Genomic DNA, 23983 nt, shown 5'->3' with positions numbered 1-23983 from the left:
GGTCCGGTAGCGATGGCGGAGCGCATCGCTCCGCAGGGGAAGTGGGCGGCGCTCGCGCGCGCGAGCGCCGCCGGCCTCAAGGTGTTCCCCCTCTACGGCGTGGCCGTCCTCCCCGGGACGCCCACGCCGTTTCACATCTTCGAGCCGCGCTACAAGGCGCTCGTGAAGGACGCGCTCGCGGGGGATCGCGTGGTCGCCGTCCCCGCCCTGCTCCACAAGGCGGACGCGCAGCAGCTCCGGCCGCCGCTCAAGCCGATCTGCGGCGCCGGGTTCATCGAGTCGGAGCAGGAGTACCCCGACGGCCGCTACGACATCATCGTGCGCGGGCTGGCCCGCGTGCGGCTCGTCGAGGAGCTCCCCCCGGGCGCCATGTACCGCGAGTGGAGGGCGGAGATCCTCGAGGAGCGCTGGCCGCCGGCCGGCGCCGCCGCGCTCGCCTCGCAGCTCGAGGCGCTCCGCCAGCTCGTCTACGAGCTCTCCACCCGCCTCCCCAGCGAATCGGGCGCGCCGCAGCTCGCCGAGGCGGTGGCGCAGATGACCGACGCGTCCGCCGTCGTGGACCTGGTCGGCGCCGCGGTGGTCTCGGACCCCGAGTCCCGCCAGAAGGTGCTGGAGGAGCTCGACGTGGCCCGCCGCCTCGAGTACGTGGTCGAGGAGGTCGCGGGCGTCGTGCTGGTGCTGTCGAGGGGGAAGAACCCGCGGGTGTAGCGCCCTCGGAACCGTCCCGCCGTTCTCCTCAGCGCAGCGCGCGAATCATCCGTCCGTCGATGACGAGGGTGCCGGCGGGCGCAGGCGTGGGCTCGGGATCGGGTTCCACCGCGTCGACGACGATGTCGGAACGCCCCGCTTCGCGGAGCACGGATGCTGCAAAGCCCCGGGCTGACCAGGCCCGTGCGAGCGAAGGAATTCCGATCTCGTCGTAGTGAACCTCCGGGGCAATGTGGTCGTACCAGTGCGCTGCGATCACGCGCACTCCATCGTGTCCTGCGACACGCTCGGGAGCGAGCTCGGCCTTGAGCCAGCGCAATTCGGTCGCCGCGGGCCCCACGAGCGTGACGTGGGTGTATCGCGCTGCCGCGAGGAGCGAGCAGGCCGCGAGGAGGGCGAGGGTCCCGCGCGCGACCGCGGTAGCGCACCGGCCCGGGATCAACGACGCGTACCCCTTGATCGCCACCGCCGCGAGGAGGACAGCGACGGAGCCGAGGGCGATCTGGGTCCGGTAGGCACTCCAGCTCTCCGCCGCAGCCAGGTTGGGGGCGTAGCTCGCGATGAGCAGGCAGGAGGCGACGCCAAGACCGAGGACGACCGAGCGACGCTCCCGGGCGAGGTACGCCGCACAGCCCCCAGCGACGACGAGCCCCACGGTCAGGGCCAACTTGGGAACGTGGCCGGGAGCCCAGTAATGGAACACGTCCACGAGGGCGCCGCGCACGAACCAGAGCAACTTGGCGGGGACATCGAGGGAGAGAGTGGTCCGCGACGCGGGGAGCACCGGAAAGATCGCCGAGCCCACCCGGGCGAGGGCGAGCGCCGTCAGCGCTCCGGCTGCGAAGACGGCTCCGGCGCCGAGGAGCAGTCGCAGCGACGTTCGCGGCTGTGGACTGAAGAAGGCGATCGCCGCCATGGCGCAGAAGAACATCGCCGCCGGTTGGTAGATCGATAGGGCGAGCACGAGGAGCAGGTACGCGCCGGCAAACGCGGCGGCGCGGCGCGAGCCCTCGCTGAGGGTGGCGCGTTCGGCAAGGAGAAAGGACAGCGCTCCCAGTACGGCGGCGAAGGGGAAGGCGGCACCCGTGGCCCAGAACGCGACGAGGCGAAACGCTGGCATGGCGACGATGGCGAGCGCGATACTAAACGCCTCGAGTCGCGACCAGCCGCGCCGTATGAGCTGGAGGTACACGAGGCACGCGAGCATCGCGATGCCGGACACCCCCGCCGCGCGGAGCCAGGCGAGCCGCTCGACAGTCCCTGCCCACCGGAAGCTGGCGTCCAGGATGAAGGCAAACGTCGGGCGTCCCCCAGCGATGACCTCGTGCTTCACGCTGGCCAGCCGCAGCACGGCGGCCTCGAGCACCGTGAAGTCGTCGGCGAATCCGTAGGTCGCGAGGACGCTCGCGTAGCAAGTGGCGACGAGCAGCGCGAGGACCGCGGGGACGCGCAGGCGAATGAGGGACATGCCGCCTCGGCTTCGGGGGAGGAAGGCCCGCGACCGATTGGTCGCGCGGCGCCCCGATTATGCCCGTGACTCCAGGAACGTGGCAACGAACACGGCCGCGGGAGGACGGTCGAATTGACACGGGGGAACGCCGGGCGATAAGAGCCACTTCACTTCCGGCGAGGCGTGCCGGTCCACCTCACGGGGTCCGGAATGGCGGACACAACCAAAGCGCCTTGCGACAACTGCGCCTCGCTGGCGACGCGCTCTCCGGTACACGGCGCTCCAGGGCTTGATCGGTGCGATGCCTGCGGCGGGTGGTCGTTCACCCCGGCGCCGGGGCTCGACCCCGAGTCCCTGTACGGCGAGGCATACTTCAATGGGGAGGAGTACGGTGCGTACGACGCTGCGCACGCGTCGCACGTGCGCAACTTCACGCGCAAGCTGGAGCTCCTCGCCCGGCGCAGCGGGCGACGTCCGGAGGACATGCGCTTGCTCGAGATCGGGTGCGCCACCGGGGAGTTCCTGCGCGTCGCGCGCGCCGCAGGCGTGACGTGCCACCTGGGCATAGAGCCGTCGGCGTACTGCCGGGAGATCGCCACCCGACGCGGACTCGAGGTGCTGTCGCCCTCGGACCCGGGAGCGAGTGCGGCGATTGCATCGCTCGAGCCGACCGTGGTGGTTGCCTGGGACGTGTGGGAACACCTCCCGCATCCCGCCCGGGAGCTCGACGCCGTCCTCGCCCACGCGTCTCCCGACGTGACGGTCGCCCTGTCCACGGTCGATGCGAGCAGCTTCGTCGCGAAGATCCGTGGAACGCGCTGGCGTCAGTTCCACCCTCCCACGCACCTGAACTACCCGACGCGCCGCTCGCTCGAGCATTACCTCGCCTCGAGAGGCTTCACCGTCCGTCATCACGCTTCGTTCGGCTACTACCGTCCTTTGCTCGAATATGCGCGCGCACTCGGCATGGACCCGCGTCAGCGAGCGGATGGCTGGAACCTGCCCTGGACCTTCCCGCTGTACCTGAACCTGTGGGACATTCAGCTCGTCATCGCCACACGGGGGCAGGCGTGAGGGAGCAATTTCGAGGGTACGTCGTCGTGCCGGCCTTCAACGAGGAGGCCGGAATCACTGCCTTCGTCCGAGAGCTCGCGTCTGCGATGAGCCGCCTCGCCGCGGAGCACGGCGGCGCGTTCACGATACTGATCGTCGACGACGGCTCGCTCGACGCGACGGGCGAGACCGTCGAGCGCCTCGCTCGGGAGCCGCAGCCCCCTGGCGTGGACCTACGGCTCCTCTCGCTGGCGCGGAACTTCGGCCACCAAGCCGCGTTGGTGGCCGGCCTCGTCGAGGCGAGTCGCGATGGGGACTTCGCGATCACGATGGACGCCGACGGCGAGCATCCGATCGAGATCGTGCCCAGGCTCGTCGACTGCTGGCTTGCGGGGGATTCCATCGTTCACACGGCGCGGCGCCCGAATGCCGCGCTCACGGCCTGGAAGCGAGCCACGAGCGCCGGCTATTACCGCACGATGCGCACGCTGTCCGGCCTGCAGATCGCGCCGGGCATGGCGGACTTCAAGCTCTGGGACGGCGACCTCCTCCGTCAGGTTCGCGACTTCCTGCCGGGTTGCGGTTCGACCCGCGTCTTCGCCGCCTGGCTCGCACCCGGAGGGACCGTGGTGCCGTACGACCAGCGCTTCGCGCGGCGCGAGTCGCGTTTCACTTCGCGGAAAATGTGGTCGCTCGCGCTGGGAGGGCTGGTCCGCTACTCGGACGTCCCGTTGCGGCTCTCGATGGCGGTCGGCCTGGTCTCCATCCTCTTCGCGGCCGGACTGTCCGCCTTCGTCCTGTGGGGCAGCGCTACCGGGCGTACCGTTCCCGGCTGGTCGAGCATGATGATCGCCCTTTCGATCTTCTCGGGGCTGCAGTCGTTCTCACTCGGCATCCTTGGCGAGTACCTGCTCAGGAACACGTTCCGGGCGGCGCTCCCGAAGTTCGTGCTGAAGAGGGAGCGAAACGGCGCATACTCGCGCAGCGCGTCGGACCCCGCGCGGCGCGGAAGCGCGGGCTCCGCGTAGCTCGCGTCAGGTCGCGTCCGCCGCGTTCCGCCCCACCCCGTAGTACGTGAACCCCGCCGCGCGGAGCTTCGCCGCGTCCCAGATGTTCCGGCCGTCGAGGAGCACCTGGTTGCGCATGGTCTTCTTGAGCCGCGCCACGTCGGGCTGGCGGAACTCGTTCCACTCGGTGACGAGCAGGAGCGCGTCGGCGCCCTCCGCCGCGGCGTAGGGGTCGTCGGCGAGGACCACGCCGCGGCCGTCGAAGAGGCGCGCGGCCACGCCGGAGGCGACCGGGTCGTAGGCGCGCACCTTCGCGCCGCCGCCGAGGAGCCCCTCGACGACGCTGATCGACGGCGCCTCGCGCATGTCGTCGGTCTTGGGCTTGAAGGCGAGGCCCCACACCGCGATGGTCTTGCCGCCGAGCGAGCCGAAGTGCTTGGTGGCCTTCTCCACGAGCCAGCGCTTCTGCCGCTCGTTCACGCGCTCGACGGAGCGGAGCAGGTCGAAGTCGAGGCCCACGTGGCGGGCCATGGTCATGACGGCGCGCACGTCCTTGGGGAAGCAGGAGCCGCCGAAGCCCACGCCGGGGAAGAGGAACGGGTGGCCGATGCGCTTGTCGGAGCCGATGCCGCGGCGCACCTGGTCCACGTCGGCGCCGAGCCGCTCGCAGAGCGCGGCCATCTCGTTCATGAACGAGATGCGCGTCGCGAGCATGGCGTTGGCGGCGTACTTGGTGAGCTCGGCGGAGCGCAGGTCCATGAAGAGCACCGGCTGCTCGGCGCGGACGAAGGGCGCGTACAGCTCGGCCATGACGGCGCGGCCGCGCTCGGAGGCGACGCCCACGACCACGCGGTCGGGCCGCATGAAGTCCTCGATGGCGGCGCCTTCCTTGAGGAACTCGGGGTTCGAGACCACGTCGAAGGGGTGCTTCGAGACGCGGCCCAGCACCTCGGCCACCTTCTCGGCGCTCCCCACCGGCACGGTGCTCTTGTCCACCACCACGCAGGAGCGGGTGAGGTTCCGCCCGATCTCCTCGGCGGCGGCGAGCACGTACTGGAGGTCCGCCTCCCCGTTCTCGCCCGGCGGCGTGCCGACGGCGATGAACGCCACCTCGGCGCCCTCCAGGGCCTCGGCGTAGGAGGTGGTGAAGGTGAGCCGCCGCTCCTTGGCGTTGCGCCGGACGAGCTCCTCCAGGCCGGGCTCGTAGATGGGGATCCCCCCGGCGCGCAGCGTCTCGATCTTGCGCGCGTCCACGTCCAGGCAGGCGACGGTGTGACCGGTCTCGGCGAAGCAGGTGCCGGTGACGAGCCCGACGTAGCCCGTGCCGACGACGGCGATGCGCATGGACGTCCCCCGTGCGGAAAACGGCGGGAGATTAGCACGGGGAGGCCGTCCGACGAGCGGCGCTGCGAGCCTGCGGCGAGGGCGCTGGAGCGACGCGCTACGGCGCGACGACGAGCCTCGCCGCAGCGTCGGCGCCGCGCAGGTGTCTCAGCCGGGCCGGGTCCTTCGCGGCGTCCACCACGCGCTCGACCGCCACGCGCTCGGCGAGGCCGAGCGCGGGCCGCAGCCGCGCGGCGGCGTCGGCCACCTCGGGGAAGAAGTGCGCCGCGAGCAGGGTCGCGCCGTGCAGGGCGCGGGAGAGGTGCAGCGAGGCGGCGCGCGAGAGCACGTACTCGGCGTCGAGCGGCAGGCGGAGCAGCTCGCGCAGGTCGACGAACGTGACGAGCGGGGCGAGCATCCCCATGCCCGCCTGCTCCGCGAGCGTGGCGAGGAGGGCGTCCTCGGACGAGGGGCGCGCGGCGCACGGACCGAACGCCCGGTACGGCCGGCCGCGCTCGAAGAGCGGTCCCTCGGCCGGGCCGCCCGGCCAGAGCGCGTCCTGCACGCCGATGGCGATCCGGCCGTCGCTCAGCACGGCCGTCCGGCCGTCGTGGTCGGTGCGCTCCACCGCGAGCGCCCCTGCCGCCCCCTCCAGCCGGCGCCGGTCCTCGGGGCGGATGGCGACGCGCAGCTCGCCCACCGGCCGAAACGCCATGTGCGGATAGAGCCAGTCGACGTAGGCGGCGCCGCCGAGCAGCACCACCGGCACGTCGGGCGCCTCGCGCAGCACGTTCCGGAGGGTCACGAGCTTGAGGACGTTGTCGTTGACGACGCCCTGGTAGCTGGTGAGCAGGCGCTCGCGCAGCGCCTGCGGCACCGCCGCGCCGAGCCGGGTCGTCTCGAGCTGGTAGGACGCGAGCGGGGCGAGGCCGTGGGCCTCCAGCACGTCGGCGAGCAGCGCAGGATCCGCGTCCGGGAGGGTCTTCGGCGGCGAGAAGGAGGTGAGCGCGCGCAGGGCGTCGAGCAGGGCCACGGCCGCCATCTAACCCGTCCGGCGCCGGGGAGCAACGGAGGCCCGAGCGTGCCTCGACGCGCGCCGCGGGCGCGGCCATGTCCACGTTGTAGTCACAAGGAGGAGCCGAATGATCGAGCTCGACGGAACGCTCTCCGAGCTCGCCCGCCTACGCAGCGGCAGCGAGCCCATCGTCAGCCTGTATCTCGACATCCGCTGGGGGGACGAGCAGCAGCGCGATCGCGTGCGGCTGTTCGTGCAGGAGCGCGTACGCCAGACGCTGGCCCACTATCCGCCGGGCACGCCCGGACGCGAGGGACTCGAGAGGACGCTGAAGCGGATCCACGAGCACGTGGCGGGGCTGCTCAGCCAGGAGTACGAGGCCGACATGAACGGGCTCGCGCTGTTCGCGAACGAGGCGCTCGGGCTGTGGCGCCCGTTCTTCTTCCGGAGGTCGTTCCAGAACGAGCTCACCACCGACGCCATCCCCCACCTCCTCCAGCTCGCGCGGCTGAAGGACGACTTCGCCCCGGCCATCGTCGTCGCGCCCAGCCAGGAGGGCGCGGACATCTACCACGTCTCGCTCGGCGAGCTGGCCATCGAGGCGAACCTGCGCGGCTTCGTCCCGCGCCGTGACAAGGACAACTTCAACGCCGGCACCGCCGGCCACTCCGGGCGCTACTACGAGCGGCAGGACAAGAACGACCGGCGCCAGGAGGGCTTCATCCAGAAGAACCGCCGCGCCGCCGCCGGCGAGGTGACCGCGTTCTTCGACCAGAACCCGCACTGCTTCCTCGTGCTGGTGGGCACGAACGGCACCGCGGCCGCCTTCGAGCGCGAGCTGCCGGAGCGGGTGCGGGAGCGGGTGGTGGCGCGCCTGCCGCGGCCGCGCGAGTGGGAGTCGGGCGACGGCGCGCGGCGCGACGGGGTGGTGAAGGGGGCCGCCCAGGCCATCGCCGAGCGCGAGAAGCAGGACGAGCACCACGCCATCGAGCAGGTGGTCGGCCACGCGCTGCGCGGCGGCCTCGGCGTGCTCGGTCCCAACGACGTGGTCGAGGCGCTGAACCAGGGGCGGGTCCACAAGCTCGTCATCGAGGAGTGCTTCGAGGGGACCGGCTGGACCTGTGACAACTGCCGGGCCATCGGGTCGAACGTCGAGTCCGCCGAGTCCTGCCCGTACTGCGGCGGCGACCTGCACGCGGTGGGTGACCTCGGCGAGGCCATGGTGGCGCGCGCGCTCCTCGAGGGCGCGGACGTGGAGGTGGTCGCGCACGCGAACAAGCTCCACAGCTACCGGGGCATCGGCGCGTTCCTGCGGCAGACGTCGCAGAACGGGCTGCGGGGGGCGAGCCCGCCCTATCCGACGGCGCCGGGGGCGAACCGGTAGACGTCCGAGTCCCCGCTCGTGCTCGACAGGCTCAGCACGAGCGGGGATTCTTTACGCTGCCCCTCCTAGGAGCGGACGCGACCGCGTCACCCCACCTCGAGCGAGGGCGGCACCGGCTCGAGCGCCTCCTGCGGGAACTCGGGCTGGGCGGCGCCGCCGGCGCGGGCGGGCTCGAGGACCGCGATGAGCGACAGCGCCGGGAACGGCAGGACGCGGTCCACCAGCCGGAAGACGGGCGTGAGCAGGTTCAGCGCCTTGATCTGGAGGAGCCCGAACGACCGGCGCCGCAGGATCTTGCCGTTCAGCCACCAGGCGAAGCTGCCGACGCGGTTGAAGTGGAGGAGCTCCTTCACCTCGAACCCGCTCTCCACGGCCAGCACGCGCAGCGAGGCCTCGGTGTAGCGCCGCCGATGGCCGAGGATCTCGTCGAGGGTGCCGAGCAGCTCCGGACCCTGCGGCACGAGGACGATGGCGCGGCCCCGCTCGGCGAGCACCGCGCGGATGTTCTCGAGCGAGCCCCGGTCGTCGTCCACGTGCTCGATCACGTTGAGGCACACGACGGTGTCGAACCCGCCCTCGACGCGCGGGAAGGAGCGGCCCTCGGTGACGTCCGTGAGGGTGACGTCGAGGTAGGGCCGGTCGGCGGTGAGGCTGCGCAGCGTCTGGAGGTAGAGCGGGTTGACGTCCGAGGCGACGTAGTGGCCGCGCGGGATGAGCCGCCGCGTGAGGTTCCCGGTGCCGCTCCCGATCTCGAGCACCTTCTGGCCGCAGTACGGCCGGATGACGTCCGCCATCCAGGCGTTGAAGCGCGGCGCGCGCGCCAGCCGCCCCAGGATCTGCGAGCCGAACGCGTCCTTCGCGTAGATCTCGTCGGAGAGCCAGAAGCGCAGGATGGCCCAGAGCGCCTTGAGGCCGTCGCGCCAGTTGATCTTCTTGCCTTCCTGGTAGGTGCGCCCCGAGTAGCTGATGGGCACCTCGAAGATGCGCGCCTCGCGCTTCGCGAGCTTGATGGTGAGCTCGGGCTCCATGCGGAAGTCGTTGGAGCGCAGCGGGATCGACTTGAGCAGGTCGGTGCGGACGGCCTTGTAGCAGGTCTCCATGTCCGTCAGGTTCACGTTCGTCACCCAGTTGGTGAGGAACGTGAGGAGCCGGTTGCCGAGCTCGTGCCGGAAGAGGAGCGCGCGCCGCGCCTCGCCGCCCGCGAAGCGCGAGCCGAACACCGCGTCGGCCTGCTCCTCCACGAAGACCTTCACGATGCGGACGAGGTCCTTCGGGTGGTACTCGAGGTCGGCGTCGTGGATGACCGAGATCTCGCCGTCGGCCTCGGCGAGGGCCGTGCGGATCGCGGCGCCCTTCCCGCCGTTCACGACGTGCTCGAGGAAGGCCCACTCGATCTTGCCGGTCCGCCCGTGGCCGCGGAGCCGCACGCCGTCGGCGAGCGGGCCGTCCTCCTGCCACGCGATCCCCCGCTCCGCCGCGAACGCCCGCAGCACGCCGCTGGTGCCGTCCTTGGAGCAGTCGTTCACGACGACCACCTGCACGCGCTCGAGGTGCGGCGAGGTCTCGAGGACCCGGAGCCGCTCGAGGGAGGCCGCGACGAGGTGCTGCTCGTTGTAGACGGGGACGAGGACCGATAGGGACGTCATGGCGGAGCCCGGTTGTACCAGACCCAGCCTGGCCCCGGAACGAGCGAGCGGGCGGCCCGGGGCGCTGCCGCGAGACCGGCCGGGCGAGCGTGCCTGGCTGGGAGATCTGCCGAGAGGTATGGTCCGCGCCGACACGCCACGTCCACACGGCGAGACGGCCTGACTGGAGCATCGAAGTGAACGTCCTCGTCACCGGCGGCTCCGGGTTCATCGGCGCGAACCTCGTCCGCCTCCTGCTCGTCGAGCGGCCGGGGTGGCGCGTCGTCAACCTCGACGCCCTCACCTACGCCGGGAACGCCGAGAACCTGGCGGAGCTCGACGGGCACGCGCGCTACCGCTTCGTGCGGGGGGACATCTGCAACGGCGAGCTCGTCGCCGACGTGCTCGAGACGGAGAGGATCGACGCGGTGCTGCACCTCGCCGCCGAGAGCCACGTCGATCGCTCGATCCTGTCGCCGCCCGTGTTCATCGAGACGAACGTGCGCGGCACGCAGGTGCTGCTCGAGGCGGCGCGCGAGCTCGGGGTGAGGCGCTTCGTCCACGTCTCCACCGACGAGGTGTACGGCTCCCTCGGCCCGAGCGGCCTGTTCACGGAGGAGACGCCGCTCGACCCCTCCTCGCCGTACTCCGCCTCGAAGGCCTCGAGCGACCTGCTCGCGCTCGCCTACGCGCGCACGTTCGAGCTGCCGGTGGTGGTCACGCGCTGCTCGAACAACTACGGCCCCTACCAGTTCCCGGAGAAGCTCATCCCGCTCGCGATCGCCAACGCGCTGCGGGACCTGCCGCTGCCGGTGTACGGCGACGGCCTGCACGTGCGCGACTGGATCCACGTGGAGGATCACTGCCGCGGGCTCCTCGCCGCGCTGGAGAAGGGCGAGAGCGGGCAGGTCTACAACCTGGGCGCGTCGAGCGAGCGGCACAACCTCGACGTCGTGAAGCAGGTGCTGCGGCTCGTCGGGAAGCCCGAGTCGCTCATCCAGCACGTGGCCGACCGGCCGGGGCACGACCGTCGCTACGCCATCGACTCGACCAAGGCGCGGACGGTGCTCGGCTGGGCGCCGCGCCACCGGTTCGAGGAGGCGCTCGCGGCGACGGTGCGCTGGTACGTGGAGCGCCGGCCGTGGTGGGAGCGGATCATCTCCGGCGAGTACCTCGCGTACTACGAGAAGCAGTACGGAGCCGGCTAGTGCGCGTCGCGTGAGTGGCGAGGGGGCGGGCCCGCTGACCGGGTTTCCTCCCGCTCGCCCCTTCGACGGGCTCAGCGCGAGCGGAGCACGCTGACGGTCCAGCTCAGCCGGTCCGGCGCCTGGCCCCGAACACGCAGGTACCCGCGGTGCACGCCGCGGAGGTGATGGACCGCGCAGAGGGAGGTGAGGTTCGCGGGGTCGTCGCTGCCGCCGCGCGAGCGATAGACGACGTGATGCGCGTGGACCGCCGCCCTGCTGCAGCCCGGCACCTGGCAGAGCTCGCCGTCGCGCGCCATCGCGCGTCTCTGCGGCGTGCTTCGCTCCGCGGGCGCATCCTTCCAGGTCTCGAGGAAGTGCTCCGCCACCCGCTCGAGGCACTCTCCCGCCTTGAGCCAGCGGTCGGACGCCGCGCGCGCGGCGCGGACGGCCGCCTCCAGCAGCGAGGCGACCCGGCGGGGCATGCGCAGGTCCAGCTCTCCCCGCGCGCACATCTGCACTTCACGCTCCGTCTCGCTCTCGCGCCGCAGCGCGATGCAGGTGGTTCCCTCCGCCCGGCGGAGCCACTCCTCGACGGTCTTGTCGTCGGCCTGCTCGGCGACGATCCGCGCCTTCTCGTAGGAGACGCGCCCCGCGCGCATCGCCTCGCGGAGCGGCGGCAGCTCGTACAGCCTTCGCTCCAGGGCGACGCGTTGCTGCACGGTCCGGGCGCCCATGCCCAGCCGCTCCTGGCAGTAGTGCGCGAAGGACTGGAACTTCATGTCCCTCCACAGCGCGAGCGTGCTGACGAGCAGGCCGAGGTGGCCGAGGAGCTCGTCCCAGCGGTCGCGCATCGCCGCGAGGCGGCGAAGCTCGGCGTCGAGCCGCTCCAGGTCCGGCGCGTCCTCCTCCAGCTCCGGACTCACCTCCGCCTCGCAGAGCGGAATCGTCGCGAGGAACGTCCACGGAGCGAACTCCTGCTCGAGCCAGGCACGGATCGCCTCGACCCGGTCGGCCACCGGACCGCGCAAGACGCCGGCGTCGTCGCTCGCGTCGGACGGTCCCTCGACCGGATGCGCGCCGAGGAACTCCGCACAGATGGCCTCGAGCCGCTCCCACCTCGGCGACGTCGCGCCGAGGGTCTCCCCTGCGAGCGCCATCGCCTCGTCGAGCCGGGCGCGGCCCTCCGGCGTCATGTCGACACACACGCGCTCCCAGGGCTCGTCGTCGGAGAGGAGAGGTTCCGCAGTCCGCTCGCCCTGAGCCTGTCCAAGCGCGGGTCCCGGGTCGCGCTCCGCCCGCACCGCGGCCGCGAGCGTCCGGACCGTCTCCTTCCTGGCCCGTTCGACCCACGCCGCCTCGACGTCGCCGCGCGCCACCGGTGCGATGGTCTCCGCCTTGCGCGCGCTCACCTCGCCGAGACGGACCGCCTGGGCGAGGAGCGGCCGGTCTCGCAGCTGCCGCGCGAGCCGGGCCAGCTTCTGCGCGGTGCTCGCCGCGATGCCCAGCCGCTCGCGGGCGTAGTCGCCGGTGCCCGAGTAGCCGAGCCGGAGCGCGCGGTCGCCCACCTCCAGCGCTGCCAGTCCTCGGCCGATCGAGACGTCGAGCGCGCCGTGCCCGCGCGCGACGCTGGTGAGGAGCCGGTCGAGGAGGAGCGCCGCCTCGTCGCGGAGGATGCCCTTCCGTTCGTGCGGCATCGGCGGCTCGAGGACCCACGCCTCGCGCCCGAGGTCCTCCAGCGCGGCCGCGGAGGGCCTCGCCGGGGGGGAGAGCTGGATGCCGAAGGCGCGCGTGTCCACGGACCAGGCGTAGCACGCGACCCTGACACTGAACGGATGTGCGGGACGAGGCCAGAGGGCCTGGCGCCGTGGACGATCACTTCAGCCGGTTCACCCGTGCCGCGACACCGCCGGCCCCGCCCCCGCGCGCTGCTCGCGGGCAGCGAGGTCGAGGTCCGACACCATCATGAGCCGGATGAGCTCCTTGAACGTGGTGCGCGGCTTCCAGCCCAGCTTCTTCTCGGCCTTGGACGGATCGGCGAGGAGGAAGTCCACCTCGGTGGGCCGGTGGTAGCGCGGGTCGATCTCGACGAACTCGCGGTAGTCGAGGCCGACGTGGCCGAAGGCCGCCTCGCACAGCTCGCGCACGGAGTGCGACTCGCCCGTGCCGATGACGAAGTCGTCGCCCTCCGAGTGCTGGAGCATGAGCCACATGGCCTCGACGTAGTCCTTCGCGTAGCCCCAGTCGCGGCGGGCCTCGAGGTTGCCGAGGTAGAGCTTCTTCTGCAGGCCGAGCTTGATGCGCGAGGCGGCGCGCGTGACCTTGCGGGTGACGAACGTCTCGCCGCGGCGCTCGGACTCGTGGTTGAAGAGGATGCCGTTCGAGACGTGGAGCTTGTACGCCTCGCGGTAGTTCACGCCGATCCAGTAGGCGTAGACCTTGGCGCAGCCGTAGGGGCTGCGCGGGTAGAACGGGGTCTTCTCGTTCTGCGGCGGCGGCGAGGCGCCGAACATCTCCGAGGACGACGCCTGGTAGATGCGCGTCTCGGTGATCCCCAGCTCGCGCACCGCTTCGAGGAGCCGGCAGGCGCCGAGCCCGGTCACCTCGCCCGTGTACTCGGGGATGTCGAACGAGACCTTCACGTGGCTCTGCGCGCCGAGGTTGTAGATCTCGTCGGGGCGGAGCTGCTTGAGGAGCAGGTTCAGCGACGAGGAGTCGTTGAGGTCGCCGTAGTGCAGGAACAGGCGACGATTCGGTTCCTGCGGGTCCTCGTAGATGTGATCGATGCGCGTGGTGTTGAAGGAGGACGAGCGGCGGATGATGCCGTGGACCTCGTAGCCCTTCTCGAGGAGCAGCTCCGCGAGATAGCTGCCGTCCTGGCCGGTGATGCCGGTGATGAGCGCCTTCTTCACTGAGCCTTCTCCCGGTTCTGCTCGAACCACTCCACCGTCTCGCGCAGCCCGTCCTCGAACGGAATGCGGGCCTTCCACCCGAACTCGCGCTCCGCGCGGGAGGTGTCTAGCATGCGCCGCGGCTGCCCGTCGGGCTTGGAGGCATCCCACACGAGCTGTCCCTCGAAGCGGCACAGCCGAGCGACCAAGGGCACGAGGTCGCGGATCTTGATCTCGAACCCCGCCCCCAGGTTCACCGGGTCAGACTTGTCGTACTTCTCGGCCGCCGCGACGATGCCCTCGGCGGCGTCGCGCACGTGGAGGAACTCGCGCGAGGCCGCGCCGGTCCCCCACACCTCGATCTTCTCGTCCCCCCGCTCCCGCGCCTCGACGCACTTGCGGATGAGCGCCGGGATCACGTGCGAGGTGTGCAGGTCGAAGTTGTCCCGCGGGCCGTAGAGGTTGACCGGGAACAGGACCGAGGAGTTGAAGCCGTACTGCTGCCGGTAGGCCTGGCTCTGCACGAGCAGCATCTTCTTGGCGAGGCCGTAGGGCGCGTTCGTCTCCTCCGGGTAGCCGTTCCAGATGTCCTCTTCCCGGAACGGCACCGGGCAGAACTTGGGGTAGGCGCAGATGGTGCCGAGGGCCACGAGCTTCTTCAGGCCGACCTGCCGGCCCACCTCGATGAGCTGAACGCCCATCATGAGGTTGTCGTAGAAGAACTTCCCCGGGTTGTCCCGGTTCGCCCCGATGCCGCCCACCCGCGCGGCGAGGTGGATGACCAGCGTCGGCTTCGCGTCCTCGTACAGCCGGCGAACATCCTCCATCCGCACGAGGTCGTAGTCCCGCGAACGGGGGACGAAGATATCCTGGGCGCCGCGGCGGCGGAGCTCCTCGACCACGAAGCTGCCGAGGAAGCCGGCGCCGCCGGTGACGAGGACGTTTTCATTCGACCAGTGCATGGGGCGGCCGAAGTTACGCGCGCGAGGCGCACAAGGTCAATGCGGAGCCCAGCGACGCGTCGTGGGCCTCTCGACTCCGGTATCTGCATCCTTCTACACTCGCCGTCCTTGGGGGGGAATCGGTATGTGGTCTGAACTCCACCGGGCGGGCGGGCGACAACTGAGGCTCGGGTAGAAGTACCACGCCAGGCCAGCCCCCCGCTGGCCAGGTCGAACGAACTCCCGCACTTCCACGACGCGCACCCGCATGCGAGAGTGCGGCCACTCGCGGGCACGAACGGTAAACGCGAAAGCGGAATTCAAGAGGTCCGATTTGTGATGCGCAAAGCTCTAGTGACGATGGCAATCGGAGCGCGCTTCGAGCGGGAGTACGAGCACCTCCTCCCGCTGAGGGAGGCGTGGGCGCGTCGCCATGGGTGGGATCTGCATGTCGTTCGATCGATTCCGGAACCATTCGTCAGGGCGCATTCGCGTTCAGACAAGCCCGGCCTCGGGTGGTGCTGCTACTTGTACAAGCTTCAGTTGCCCGAAGCTTTCAGCGACTATGACCTGGTCGCATATGTCGACAGCGACATCGCCATCAATCCAGCTGCTCCGTGCCTCAGTGCGTACGAGTCGCAGATTCCGGCCGGAGGATTCGCGGCAGTGCAAACCGTGGGGCACGAGGAGCGGCGTCGACTGTTCCCGCTCTGGGCCGAGTACTACTACGACGATCTTGTCGCGCGAGGTTTCAATCGATCGGTACCTAACCCAAAGCTGCACGTGAGTTCGGGGGTGCTGTTGTTTCGGCCGCGAGACGTCGCGGAACGATGGTCTGCGTTAATAACGCTCGACACTGACCTTAATGAAGAAAACCGCTTGAATGTGTACGAGGTTCAAGCGGGTCGGTGTTTCCTTCTCCCGGGGCCGTGGCATGTCGTATGGATGTATGAGAGACACCGAGTAGGGCTTGAGAAGCCGATCCGGACTGTTTGGGGACGCCTCGCGCGAAAGTGCAGGAAGACCGTCCGATGGCGCCGCAGTCGCGAGAGCGCGGCGATCCTCGGAACGTTGCAGAACTGCCACATGCTCCACTTCGGCTATGAGCACGAAAAAGTGTTCTTCTTGGACAGGAACGCGTTAGCTTCCCTTATCGCGTCCGAGTCTACGTTCCCTCTGTTGAGATCAGCGTAGGAACGATGGTGCGCGCACACGCGCTGAGAGCGAGCCTCCCAAACATCTGGCGCAGCGACACCGCCGCATTGATGTTGGCGAATCTGGCGACTGTCGCCCTGGGGTTCATTACAGGCGTGATTACTGCCAGGGCTCTTGGGCCATCAGGCCGAGGGGATCTTGCGGTTGTACTGTTCTGGCCTTCGGCTCTGACTAGCCTCCTGGATGCTCCCATCATGGAATCCGTTGCGATTCGCACGGCTCGGGACCCGGACCGAGGAGCACTCTCAGCGGGCAGCGGGCTATTTGTCGCGATCGCTGGATCGATCGTGGCCGGCGCCATTGGCTGGATTGTTATGCCGCTGCTTCTGAGGGAGTCGCAGCAGGGGCTCCTCACGCTTGCGCGTGTGGCGTTGCTGTTCGTGCCATGCTCGCTGCTGTCATCTGTCCCGCTGGGCTTCTTGCTGGGGCGACAAAGATATCGCGCGGTGGCACTGATTAGAGTGGGCAATGTATTGCTGTACGGAGCATCACTCGCGACTCTGCTCGTGCTGGACGTCGCCACCGTCACTGCTGTCATGTGGCTTACCGTGGCGGCACGGCTAATCCCATTGATCGCCTGTGCTGCACCCAAACTGAGAGTGACCAAGGCGTGGCCCGGCAGGGACGAGATCGCGGGCCATGTCCGCGAAGCTGGTTCGATTCAGGGAGCACGCACGGCATTCGTCCTTTCGTCATCCCAGGATCGAGTTCTCGCGAACTGGACGCTAACTCAGACGAGTATCGGCCACTGGCAAGTCGTCGCTGCGCTTGTGAGCGTGATGCCGTTTGTCTCACAGGCGGTCTCGCAAAAGCTTCTCGCGAACGTGGCTAAGCACGAGAGTGGCTCGTCCCCCGCAGTTTATGCCGCGTACGTGCGGGCTGTGGTAGTCACCGCGGGCGTCGCGGGGCTGACGATGTTGTTCACGCCCGTTCTCGTCCCCGCTCTGTACGGCGAGGAGTTTGCGGCCGCGGTGTGGCCCTCGATCATTGCGGCACTAGGAACCATAGCAAGCGCGGGTACACTCGTGCTGCAAGTTGCTGGTCGAGCAGCACGCCGCACTCGCGAAACGATCGAATCCGAAGTGTTGGCGAGTGCAGCGATGGCCGCCGCGGCCATTCCGCTGACGTCAGCGTTTGGAATAGTAGGGCTGGCGAGCGCTCTTCTGTTGGGTCGTGGAATAGCGCTTGCGTGGGCCAGTTTCCGAATCGCGCCCTCGCTACAGATGAGGTGTTGGAACTTCGTTCCACTGTCGTATGGATTCCTCTTTGCCGCCCGCGAAGAATGGCGGTCACTCACAGGCAAGTCTACGCGGTCGGGCGACGGGGCAGTAAACGGAGCGGCTTGAGGTGAACCGAACTCGGTATTGCGCCAAGCACGCCGTGTTCCCCAGCAGCACCGGCCGTGCCCAAGGGACGCACCCACTCGAGGAGGCGGCGCTTTCGCAAGGGGCCCGCCGTCGTGGCTGGGCCTATCTCGTCATCGGGATGGCGTGGGGCGGGCTATCGAGCTTTTCACTTCTTGCCGGAAAGGAGGGCGCTCCCGCCTATCAGGCGACGGGACTTGCGCTTGCGGTGCTCGGGGTCGCTCTCGTTCAGCGATCCGCAAGCGCTGTTACCCAGTGGGCCGCCTCATGGTCCGGTAGGCTCCTTGCCTGTCACGCTGCTGCGGCCGTTGCATCAGGCGTCTGGTCGGGCTCGTCGATGGCGGCCATTGCCAGATACGTGCTGCTGCTGCCAGCCTTTTCGGTGCTTGCCGCTGCCGTGAGGCGAGGTGGAGCGATGAAGCTCCAGGCCGGCCTAATCGCGTCAGGCGTACTATTCGTCTTCGTGCACGCGGCGCAGGTTGACCCGAGCGCTGTGTTCGATCCCTCGTACCGTATCTCTTTGTTTCTGAACACGAACGGAGTCGGTTTCATTGCTGCCGTGACCGCGGTCGGCTTATTGGCGTATCTCGACCCGCGGCGACTGCGAGTGTGCTCTCTTGTGGCGGCGCTGCTCGTTGCGTGCCTTGTCGTAATCTTCGCGACTAAGTCGAGAACGGCTTCGCTTTCGTTTCTAGCAGGACTCTGTGTTCATGTGTGGCTCCACGCAAGAAGGGCAAGGCGTCTGGGGACGTCACTTGCCGCGGCGGTGGTTGTCCTATCGCTCGTGCTGGTGTGCGCTCCCGCTGGCGACCGAGTCCGTCAAAGTGTCACGCAGTTGTACATGCTCGACGATGAGCACCGCTCCGTGCAGTCGGGGACGTACCGCTACGAAACGTGGTCGTATGTCGTTAACGAGCTCTGGTTACCGAATCCTCTTCTCGGTGTTGGTCCGGGTCGCCACGGGGCGCTGATCGAAGCCGCTACAGGAGTGACAAGTGCGCATAATGGTATGCTCGCCAACTTGGCCGAGGTGGGCCTATTGGGTACCGTGCCGTTGATGGGGATGCTGGCGCTCGCACTGGCCAGGAGACGCCGGAGCGCAATGCGGCATCTGCCACTTGTGGCTGCCGGAATAGTCGAGTCGGGCGCAGAGATCATGATGTTCAGCATGGGAAACACCGGAAGCCTCTTGTTCTTGCTGGCCCTGGTTGCGATGAGCACGGCGAGGTGTCCCGCGCGACGCGGTCCTCCGATATGGGAGACGCGTGGGTGGCACGCATGAAGTCCGGACCCCGAGTACTTCTTGTCACAAATATTCCTACGCCGTACCGAATGCCGGTGTATCAGGAGGTTCATCGCCTGCTCGGGGATGACTTTAAGATCGCGTTTCTTGCATCATCAGAGGCTAATCGTTCCTGGGACGTAGCGCGAGCGGACGTTGCGTGTTGCATCCTGCCCGGCAAGCACCTGTTCCTGGCTCGCCGTGATTGGGCACTTCACGTCAACGTGGGAATGGCGAAAGCGATCCGTAACCACCGTGCAACTGTGGTCGCGGTTGCCGGTTACGACAATCCGAGCTACTGGCTGGCGCTCGCAGCAGCGAAGCTCATGCGCCTACCGGTCGTTCTCTGGTCGGGGAGCCATGGTCTGAGCGGGCGCACACAGCGTGGCCCCGTCCGCTGGTTGAAGGAGCGATTCGTCCGCGCGGCAGACGCCTACCTGTCGTACGGGTCAATGGCAGCGGAGTACCTCGTCGAGCTCGGGGCATTGAGAGGCCGGATTGTGGTCGGTTCGAATGCGGTGGAGAGCTCGGTGTTCGCCAACGGCACCGCACGGGATACCGCGCGAAACGAACACCGTATCGGCGACGAGCAGATTGTTCTGTTCTCCGGTCAGCTCATCGAACGGAAGGGGCTTGAGGTCCTCATCCGCGCTTTGGGCCGCGCGTCCTCCAGCGCGCACCTCTGGGTCGTCGGGAACGGACCCGACCGCGAAAAGTACGAAAGGCTCGCGAGCGAGGTCCTCCCAGGAAGGACTCGGTTCTTCGGCCATCGAAAGTACGCTGAGCTGCCGGGCATCTACGCCGCGGCGGATGTGTTCGTGATGCCCTCTCTCGTCGAGGTGTGGGGCTTGGTCCTGAACGAGGCAATGGCCTCAGGTCTTCCGGTGATCGCGAGCCGCCAGGCGGGCGCAACGGCCGACCTCGTCATCGGGAAGGACACAGGCCTCGCGTTCGACGCAAACAGCGTCGATGATCTCGCGGCTCAGCTGAGAAAGATGCTTGGCGACCCCGCGCTGAGAGCACGGTATGGGGCGAATGGCCGTGAGCTCGTCTCTCGCTTGGACACCCGGCGGTACGCCGCAGATTTCCTGAAGGCTGCAGAGCTCGCACTCGCGGCGCGTGCGCGTTGACGCACTTCAGCGCCGCGCAGCTTCCGCATGCAGCCGGTCGAGCGCACCAAGGTGGGAGTCGAGCGAGAAGTCTCGCGAGCGACGCGACGCCGCACGCGACATGTGGGTGTAGAATCGTGGCTGCGACGCGAGCGTTGCGAGGCGGTCGGCGATCGCCGCGCCATCGTGAGACGGGACCACCAGCAGGCCCATGTCGTCCGGGAGAAGCTCTGGAATTCCGCGGTGCGCGGTCACGACGACTGGCAGCGCCGAGGTCAGCGCTTCAATGATCGAGATCGGCTGGCCTTCGTCCCGATAGTACGTTGGCAGGACAAAGACATCGGCTCGACGAAGTAGCTCCGCCTTTTCCTCCCCACCAACGACGCCGTGGAGCACAACCTTCGTGGCCCCACCAATCTGGGACGCGCGATGTCGGAAGTTGTCTTCCATCTCCTCCGTCGTTCGAAATGCATCCCCGCCGAGATGGAACTTGCCCGCGAAGTGGAACTCCACGTTCCAGCCAGGAAGTCGCTGTCCGACGAGGGCTGCGGCATCGAGAACGTCGAGGTAGCCCTTCTCGACCATCAGGTTCGACAGGTACAGCACGCGAAGAGTCCCTGCGGGCGGCGGCCGCGGCGCGATCGCGGGCGTCGTGCAGGTGTTCGGCACGACACGCACGCGGGCTTCGGCGTCGCTCACCATCGAGAACTCGTGCCGCAGCGACTCGCCCAGCGCGATGATGAACCGGGTGTGGTTCAGCGCCAGCCGGATGACGGGGCGTAGCCAGCGCGGTGCGGTCTCGTAGAACTGGTGAAAGGCACCACCATGGTGGTGCACCACGACGGGCACGCGGAACAGGCGCGCGCCGAGGATCAGGAGCGCATCGCGCAGAAATCCCACCGTGGAGTGCGTGATCGTGATGTACAGCACATCAGCGCGGCGAACCCGCCACCAGGCTTGCGCGATGATGCGGAGTACGTCGAGCGCCCGCCGCCAGGTGAAGGACGCGTTCCTTCGATCGCCGGATCTATCGGAGATGTCCAGGGTCGAAAGCTGCCATCCTCGCGACGGCATCCCTTCGCAGAACAGCTGAAAAGCTGTCGAGAGCCCCGTGACCGGCGGCGGCAGCGCACCGACGGCCAACACGTGCCCGCGTCGCGGTGGCCGAACGTCGCAATGTGAGTCCGACGCCGTGTCGAGCGGCGTGGCTGTCGTGATCTGGGAAGGCATCGGGCCTCGGACCGCTGGTGAGGGCGCGCAGCATATCGGCCCGCGGTCGGTCCGCTCAAGACCACCTGCCCGCGGGTTGCGGGTGTCCGACGTTTGTGGATAGTTGCGCCGGTGCGCGTGCTGCTCCTCAACCAGTTTTTCCACCCAGACCACTCCGCCACCTCGCAGATCGCCACCGACCTCGCCGAGGACCTGGTCTCCTCCGGCATCGAGGTCACCGCGCTCGCAGGCCGCGGGAGCTACCTCGGCGGCCAGCAGCTCTCGGCTCGCGACGAGCACCGCGGCGTCCAGATCGTCCGCGCCTCCGCGACCTCGCTCGGGAAGCGCACGCTGCTGCACCGGGGCATCGACTACGCGAGCTTCTACGCCACGGCGGGCGCGGCGCTGGCGCGGCTGCCGCGGCACGACGTCGTCATCGCGATGACCACCCCGCCGCTCATCGCAGCGGCCGCCGCGGCGCTCAAGGGGCCGAAGCGGAGCCGGCTCCTCTACTGGGTCCAGGACCTATATCCGGAGGTGGCCGTCGCGTTCGGTGCGCTCGGGCCGCGCTCGCCGATGACCCGCATGATGGCCGCGACCTCCCGCGCGGTCATGCGGCGGTCGGACCGCGTGGTGGCGCTGGGCGAGGTCATGGGCGAGCGCTGCGTCGCCGCTGGCGCCGACCCGGAGCGCGTCACCGTGATCCCGAACTGGGCCGACGGTGAAGCCGTCCGTCCGGTGGAGCACGCGAACAACGGACTTCGGGAGGAGCTGGCGAGGGGGGCGCGGACGGTCGTGATGTACTCCGGCAACATGGGCCGGGCGCACGACATCGGGACGCTGCTGGACGCGGCGCGCCTGCTGCGGGACCGAGCCGACGTGGCCTTCGTCTTCATCGGCGACGGCGCGAAGAAAGCGGAGGTCGAGGCCGCCGCGCGGGAGCTGCCCAACGTGCGGCTCGCGCCGTATCAGCCTCGCGAGCGCCTGTCGGAGTCGCTGTCCGCGGGCGATATCCACCTCATCGGCCTCTCACCCGAGATCGAGGGGCTCATCGAACCCTCGAAGCTTTACGGGGTCATGGCCGTGGGGCGGCCGGCGCTGTTCGTCGGGCCGGAGCGAAGCGAGGTCGCCCGGACCATCGTCCGGCACGATTGCGGACGCGTCCTGCGGAACGGGGATGCCGACGGGCTCGCCGGCGCGGTCCGCGAGCTGGCGGACGCGCCCGACGCGCGGGCGGCGTCGGGCGCGCGGGCGGCGTCGGGCGCGCGGGCCCGCGCGGCGCTCGAGACGCATTACACGCGCCGCGTCGCCACGGCTCGCTTCAAGGGCCTCCTCGACGAGCTGTGCGCGGAGCCGGATGTCGTGGGGGCTGCGATCGCCTAGAGGGCGCGGTCAGGACCCGGCCTGCGAGATCTCTGTCCCGCATCCGCATGACGCCCTCGCTCGCCACGCGTTTCGATCTCGCCCCAGAACCCTCGCGATCTCGCGGCTGAACGGAACTCGCCGCGTTCACCGCGGCTCGCTTCCCTACGGAGTCCCCCGGACCCCAGTCTGGCCGCGTGTCCGACCCCGTGCTAGAAGACCCCTCGCACCGCCGGTGCAGTCGCACCGGCCGGCGATCACGAAGTGGCCGGGGGGCCAACACGAGATGATTGACGACAGTCAACGCCGCGCGGGCTGCGCGTCCGCGCGCACCGGCGAACGTTCGAGGCACGCATGACGACGGCCGCCGTCGCCTTCGTCGCCGCGACCGTCACCGGCGCGGTCCTCACGCCGTTCGTCCGCACCCTCGCCCACCGGATGGGTGCGCTCGATCACGCCCTCACCTCGCGCAAGGTCCACGGCAAGCCCATCCCCCGCCTCGGCGGGATCGCCATCGTCCTCGCCTTCTTCGCGCCGCTCGTCGCGCTGCTCTTCGTGAACAGCGGCGTGGGTGGCCAGTTCTACGCCATGCCCCGGCGCGCCTTCGGGCTCTTCGCGGGCGGGCTCGCCATCGCGGCGCTCGGTGTCCTGGACGACCTCAAGGGCGCGAACGCCAAGACCAAGTTCGCGGTCCAGTTCGGCGTCGCCGGGCTCATGTACTGGCTCGGTTACCGCATCGACGTCATCGCGAACCCGTTCGGCCCGGACATCCAGCTCGGCATGCTCGGGCTCCCGTTCACGCTCCTCTGGATCGCCGGCGTCATCAACGCGCTCAACCTCATCGACGGCCTCGACGGGCTCGCGGGCGGAGTTGCGCTCATCGCCGTCACCACCACCTGCGTGGTCGCGCTCCGGGGCGGCGAGCCGCTCATGGTGCTCTTCACCGCGGCGCTGGCGGGCGCGGTGCTGGGGTTCCTCTTCTACAACTTCAACCCGGCGACCATCTTCATGGGCGACACGGGGTCGATGTTCCTCGGCTTCGTCCTCGCCACCACCGCCATCCAGACGAACCGCGAGTCCTCGAGCGCCGTCGCGCTCCTCGTCCCCATCATCGCCCTCGGCGTCCCCATCGCCGACACGCTCCTCGCCATGGCCCGCCGGGCCGCGCGCGGGGCGCCGCTCTTCTCGGCCGACCGCGGGCACATCCACCACCGGCTGCTCGACCTCGGCCTCAGCCACAAGCAGACGGTGCTCGTCATCTACGGGGCCTGCGCCGTGCTCGGCGCGGTGGCCATCTCCGTCGCGTACAGCACGGCGTCGCAGGCCATCCTGTTCCTCCTCGCGCTCGCGGCGGTCGCCTACCTGGCGCTGCGGCGGCTGGGCTTCGTCCAGGTGAACCTCTCGGACACGCAGCGGATGCTGGAGGACCGGCGCAGGAACCTCGAGGTGCGCGCGTCGATTCGCCGCCTGGGCGCGCGGCTGCGCGAGGCGAGCGGGCTCGGGGAGGTGTGGGACTCGCTGCGGCTCGCCGCGACCGTGCTCGAGGCGCGGGCCATCGCGCTGCACCTCCCGGGCGACGCGGCGAACGCTGACGCGTACTCGGCGGGCTTCGACGACGCGGGGCTCGACCTGTTCCGCGCGCGGTACGGGCTCCTGCCGGAGCGGCCGGGCGACACGCACCTCGAGCTGGGCTGGGACGACGGGCGGGCCTTCATCGACCGGGACACCGAGATCGCCGTCGAGCTCCTCTGCGAGCACGTGGCGGACGCGCTGGAGCGGATCGACAGGCCGGCGAGGTTGACGCCGGTCGAGGGGCTCCGGCGGGTGGTGGGGCTGCGGCGCTGAGCCTGCTCGCTCGCCC

18 protein-coding genes are annotated in these 23983 nt (G+C 69.3%); 10 read left to right on the top strand and 8 right to left on the bottom strand.

Going from position 1 to position 23983, the window contains the following annotated elements:
- Positions 1 to 12: 12 nt before the first annotated feature.
- On the top strand, positions 13 to 708 hold the full coding sequence (locus tag ANAE109_RS22830) for an LON peptidase substrate-binding domain-containing protein (protein ID WP_012099279.1): 696 nt from the start codon (positions 13 to 15) through the stop codon (positions 706 to 708).
- A 28-nt stretch (positions 709 to 736) separates the two neighbouring features.
- Here the strand turns inward: ANAE109_RS22830 and ANAE109_RS22825 are convergent, their stop codons facing one another.
- Positions 737 to 2176 (bottom strand): glucosyltransferase domain-containing protein, encoded by a 1440-nt coding sequence (locus tag ANAE109_RS22825; protein WP_012099278.1) that lies wholly within the window; start codon positions 2174 to 2176, stop codon positions 737 to 739.
- Between the two features lie 402 nt (positions 2177 to 2578).
- Here ANAE109_RS22825 and ANAE109_RS22820 point away from each other — a divergent pair, with 402 nt between their 5' ends.
- A complete protein-coding gene (locus ANAE109_RS22820; protein WP_158305930.1) occupies positions 2579 to 3232 on the top strand; it encodes a class I SAM-dependent methyltransferase in 654 nt (217 codons plus the stop codon).
- 26 nt (positions 3233 to 3258) lie between these two features.
- Complete coding sequence (locus ANAE109_RS22815; protein ID WP_041448648.1) at positions 3259 to 4239, top strand: glycosyltransferase; 981 nt, start codon at positions 3259 to 3261, stop codon at positions 4237 to 4239.
- A 6-nt stretch (positions 4240 to 4245) separates the two neighbouring features.
- Here the strand turns inward: ANAE109_RS22815 and ANAE109_RS22810 are convergent, their stop codons facing one another.
- Positions 4246 to 5562, bottom strand: a complete 1317-nt coding sequence (locus ANAE109_RS22810; RefSeq protein ID WP_012099275.1) for a UDP-glucose/GDP-mannose dehydrogenase family protein — start codon at positions 5560 to 5562, stop codon at positions 4246 to 4248.
- Between the two features lie 97 nt (positions 5563 to 5659).
- The gene (locus ANAE109_RS22805; protein ID WP_041448647.1) at positions 5660 to 6583 is read right to left on the bottom strand and encodes a nucleotidyltransferase family protein; all 924 of its coding nucleotides are present in this window, start codon (positions 6581 to 6583) and stop codon (positions 5660 to 5662) included.
- Positions 6584 to 6683: 100 nt separating this feature from the next.
- Between ANAE109_RS22805 and ANAE109_RS22800 the strand changes: the two genes are divergently transcribed.
- The gene (locus ANAE109_RS22800) at positions 6684 to 7940 is read left to right on the top strand and encodes a hypothetical protein (protein WP_012099273.1); all 1257 of its coding nucleotides are present in this window, start codon (positions 6684 to 6686) and stop codon (positions 7938 to 7940) included.
- An 86-nt stretch (positions 7941 to 8026) separates the two neighbouring features.
- On the opposite strand, the gene ANAE109_RS22795 is transcribed toward ANAE109_RS22800, so the two are convergent.
- The gene (locus ANAE109_RS22795; RefSeq protein WP_012099272.1) at positions 8027 to 9586 is read right to left on the bottom strand and encodes a glycosyltransferase; all 1560 of its coding nucleotides are present in this window, start codon (positions 9584 to 9586) and stop codon (positions 8027 to 8029) included.
- Between the two features lie 176 nt (positions 9587 to 9762).
- Here ANAE109_RS22795 and rfbB point away from each other — a divergent pair, with 176 nt between their 5' ends.
- Positions 9763 to 10773 (top strand): dTDP-glucose 4,6-dehydratase, encoded by a 1011-nt coding sequence (gene rfbB / locus ANAE109_RS22790; RefSeq protein WP_012099271.1) that lies wholly within the window; start codon positions 9763 to 9765, stop codon positions 10771 to 10773.
- 71 nt (positions 10774 to 10844) lie between these two features.
- Here rfbB and ANAE109_RS22785 read toward each other — a convergent pair whose 3' ends face one another.
- From ANAE109_RS22785 to ANAE109_RS22775, 3 genes are all read right to left on the bottom strand, one after another.
- Positions 10845 to 12548 (bottom strand): HNH endonuclease, encoded by a 1704-nt coding sequence (locus ANAE109_RS22785; protein WP_012099270.1) that lies wholly within the window; start codon positions 12546 to 12548, stop codon positions 10845 to 10847.
- Between the two features lie 90 nt (positions 12549 to 12638).
- Entirely contained in the window at positions 12639 to 13661 is a 1023-nt protein-coding gene (gene gmd / locus ANAE109_RS22780; protein WP_012099269.1) for a GDP-mannose 4,6-dehydratase, read from the bottom strand.
- Positions 13658 to 14602, bottom strand: coding sequence for a GDP-L-fucose synthase (locus tag ANAE109_RS22775; protein WP_012099268.1), 945 nt, complete (start codon positions 14600 to 14602; stop codon positions 13658 to 13660). Before ANAE109_RS22775 ends, gmd begins: the two co-directional genes overlap by 4 nt.
- A 1178-nt stretch (positions 14603 to 15780) precedes the next feature.
- On the opposite strand from ANAE109_RS22775, the gene ANAE109_RS24510 reads away from it, so the two are divergent.
- The 3 genes from ANAE109_RS24510 (at position 15781) to ANAE109_RS22765 (ending at position 19572) form a co-directional block, all read left to right on the top strand.
- Positions 15781 to 17142, top strand: coding sequence for a lipopolysaccharide biosynthesis protein (locus tag ANAE109_RS24510; RefSeq protein ID WP_012099266.1), 1362 nt, complete (start codon positions 15781 to 15783; stop codon positions 17140 to 17142).
- A gap of 139 nt (positions 17143 to 17281) precedes the next feature.
- Positions 17282 to 18442, top strand: a complete 1161-nt coding sequence (locus tag ANAE109_RS26245) for an O-antigen ligase family protein (RefSeq protein WP_369730622.1) — start codon at positions 17282 to 17284, stop codon at positions 18440 to 18442.
- Positions 18443 to 18492: 50 nt separating this feature from the next.
- Complete coding sequence (locus ANAE109_RS22765) at positions 18493 to 19572, top strand: glycosyltransferase family 4 protein (RefSeq protein WP_158305928.1); 1080 nt, start codon at positions 18493 to 18495, stop codon at positions 19570 to 19572.
- 6 nt (positions 19573 to 19578) lie between these two features.
- On the opposite strand, the gene ANAE109_RS22760 is transcribed toward ANAE109_RS22765, so the two are convergent.
- Positions 19579 to 20781, bottom strand: a complete 1203-nt coding sequence (locus ANAE109_RS22760) for a glycosyltransferase family 4 protein (RefSeq protein ID WP_012099263.1) — start codon at positions 20779 to 20781, stop codon at positions 19579 to 19581.
- Positions 20782 to 20892: 111 nt separating this feature from the next.
- On the opposite strand from ANAE109_RS22760, the gene ANAE109_RS22755 reads away from it, so the two are divergent.
- On the top strand, positions 20893 to 22143 hold the full coding sequence (locus ANAE109_RS22755) for a glycosyltransferase family 4 protein (protein WP_041448644.1): 1251 nt from the start codon (positions 20893 to 20895) through the stop codon (positions 22141 to 22143).
- Positions 22144 to 22476: 333 nt separating this feature from the next.
- A complete protein-coding gene (locus ANAE109_RS22750) occupies positions 22477 to 23967 on the top strand; it encodes a glycosyltransferase family 4 protein (RefSeq protein WP_012099261.1) in 1491 nt (496 codons plus the stop codon).
- Positions 23968 to 23983: the final 16 nt, after the last annotated feature.

Source organism: Anaeromyxobacter sp. Fw109-5, from assembly GCF_000017505.1.
In the GTDB taxonomy this organism is placed as follows: Bacteria; Myxococcota; Myxococcia; order Myxococcales; family Anaeromyxobacteraceae; genus Anaeromyxobacter.
The sequence above is the reverse complement of the archived record's forward strand: the minus strand, read 5'-3'. Positions and strand labels throughout refer to the sequence as shown.

Excerpts from the sequence above, each read along its gene's own strand:
- ANAE109_RS22830 (WP_012099279.1), top strand. The coding sequence starts at position 13 with ATGGCGGAGCGCATCGCTCCGCAGGGGAAGTGGGCGGCGCTCGCGCGC.
- ANAE109_RS22825 (WP_012099278.1), bottom strand. The coding sequence starts at position 2,176 with ATGTCCCTCATTCGCCTGCGCGTCCCCGCGGTCCTCGCGCTGCTCGTC.
- ANAE109_RS22810 (WP_012099275.1), bottom strand. The coding sequence starts at position 5,562 with ATGCGCATCGCCGTCGTCGGCACGGGCTACGTCGGGCTCGTCACCGGC.
- ANAE109_RS22805 (WP_041448647.1), bottom strand. The coding sequence starts at position 6,583 with ATGGCGGCCGTGGCCCTGCTCGACGCCCTGCGCGCGCTCACCTCCTTC.
- ANAE109_RS22800 (WP_012099273.1), top strand. The coding sequence starts at position 6,684 with ATGATCGAGCTCGACGGAACGCTCTCCGAGCTCGCCCGCCTACGCAGC.
- ANAE109_RS22795 (WP_012099272.1), bottom strand. The coding sequence starts at position 9,586 with ATGACGTCCCTATCGGTCCTCGTCCCCGTCTACAACGAGCAGCACCTC.
- ANAE109_RS22775 (WP_012099268.1), bottom strand. The coding sequence starts at position 14,602 with ATGCACTGGTCGAATGAAAACGTCCTCGTCACCGGCGGCGCCGGCTTC.
- ANAE109_RS24510 (WP_012099266.1), top strand. The coding sequence starts at position 15,781 with ATGGTGCGCGCACACGCGCTGAGAGCGAGCCTCCCAAACATCTGGCGC.
- ANAE109_RS26245 (WP_369730622.1), top strand. The coding sequence starts at position 17,282 with ATGGCGTGGGGCGGGCTATCGAGCTTTTCACTTCTTGCCGGAAAGGAG.
- ANAE109_RS22765 (WP_158305928.1), top strand. The coding sequence starts at position 18,493 with ATGCCGGTGTATCAGGAGGTTCATCGCCTGCTCGGGGATGACTTTAAG.
- ANAE109_RS22760 (WP_012099263.1), bottom strand. The coding sequence starts at position 20,781 with ATGCCTTCCCAGATCACGACAGCCACGCCGCTCGACACGGCGTCGGAC.
- ANAE109_RS22750 (WP_012099261.1), top strand. The coding sequence starts at position 22,477 with ATGACGACGGCCGCCGTCGCCTTCGTCGCCGCGACCGTCACCGGCGCG.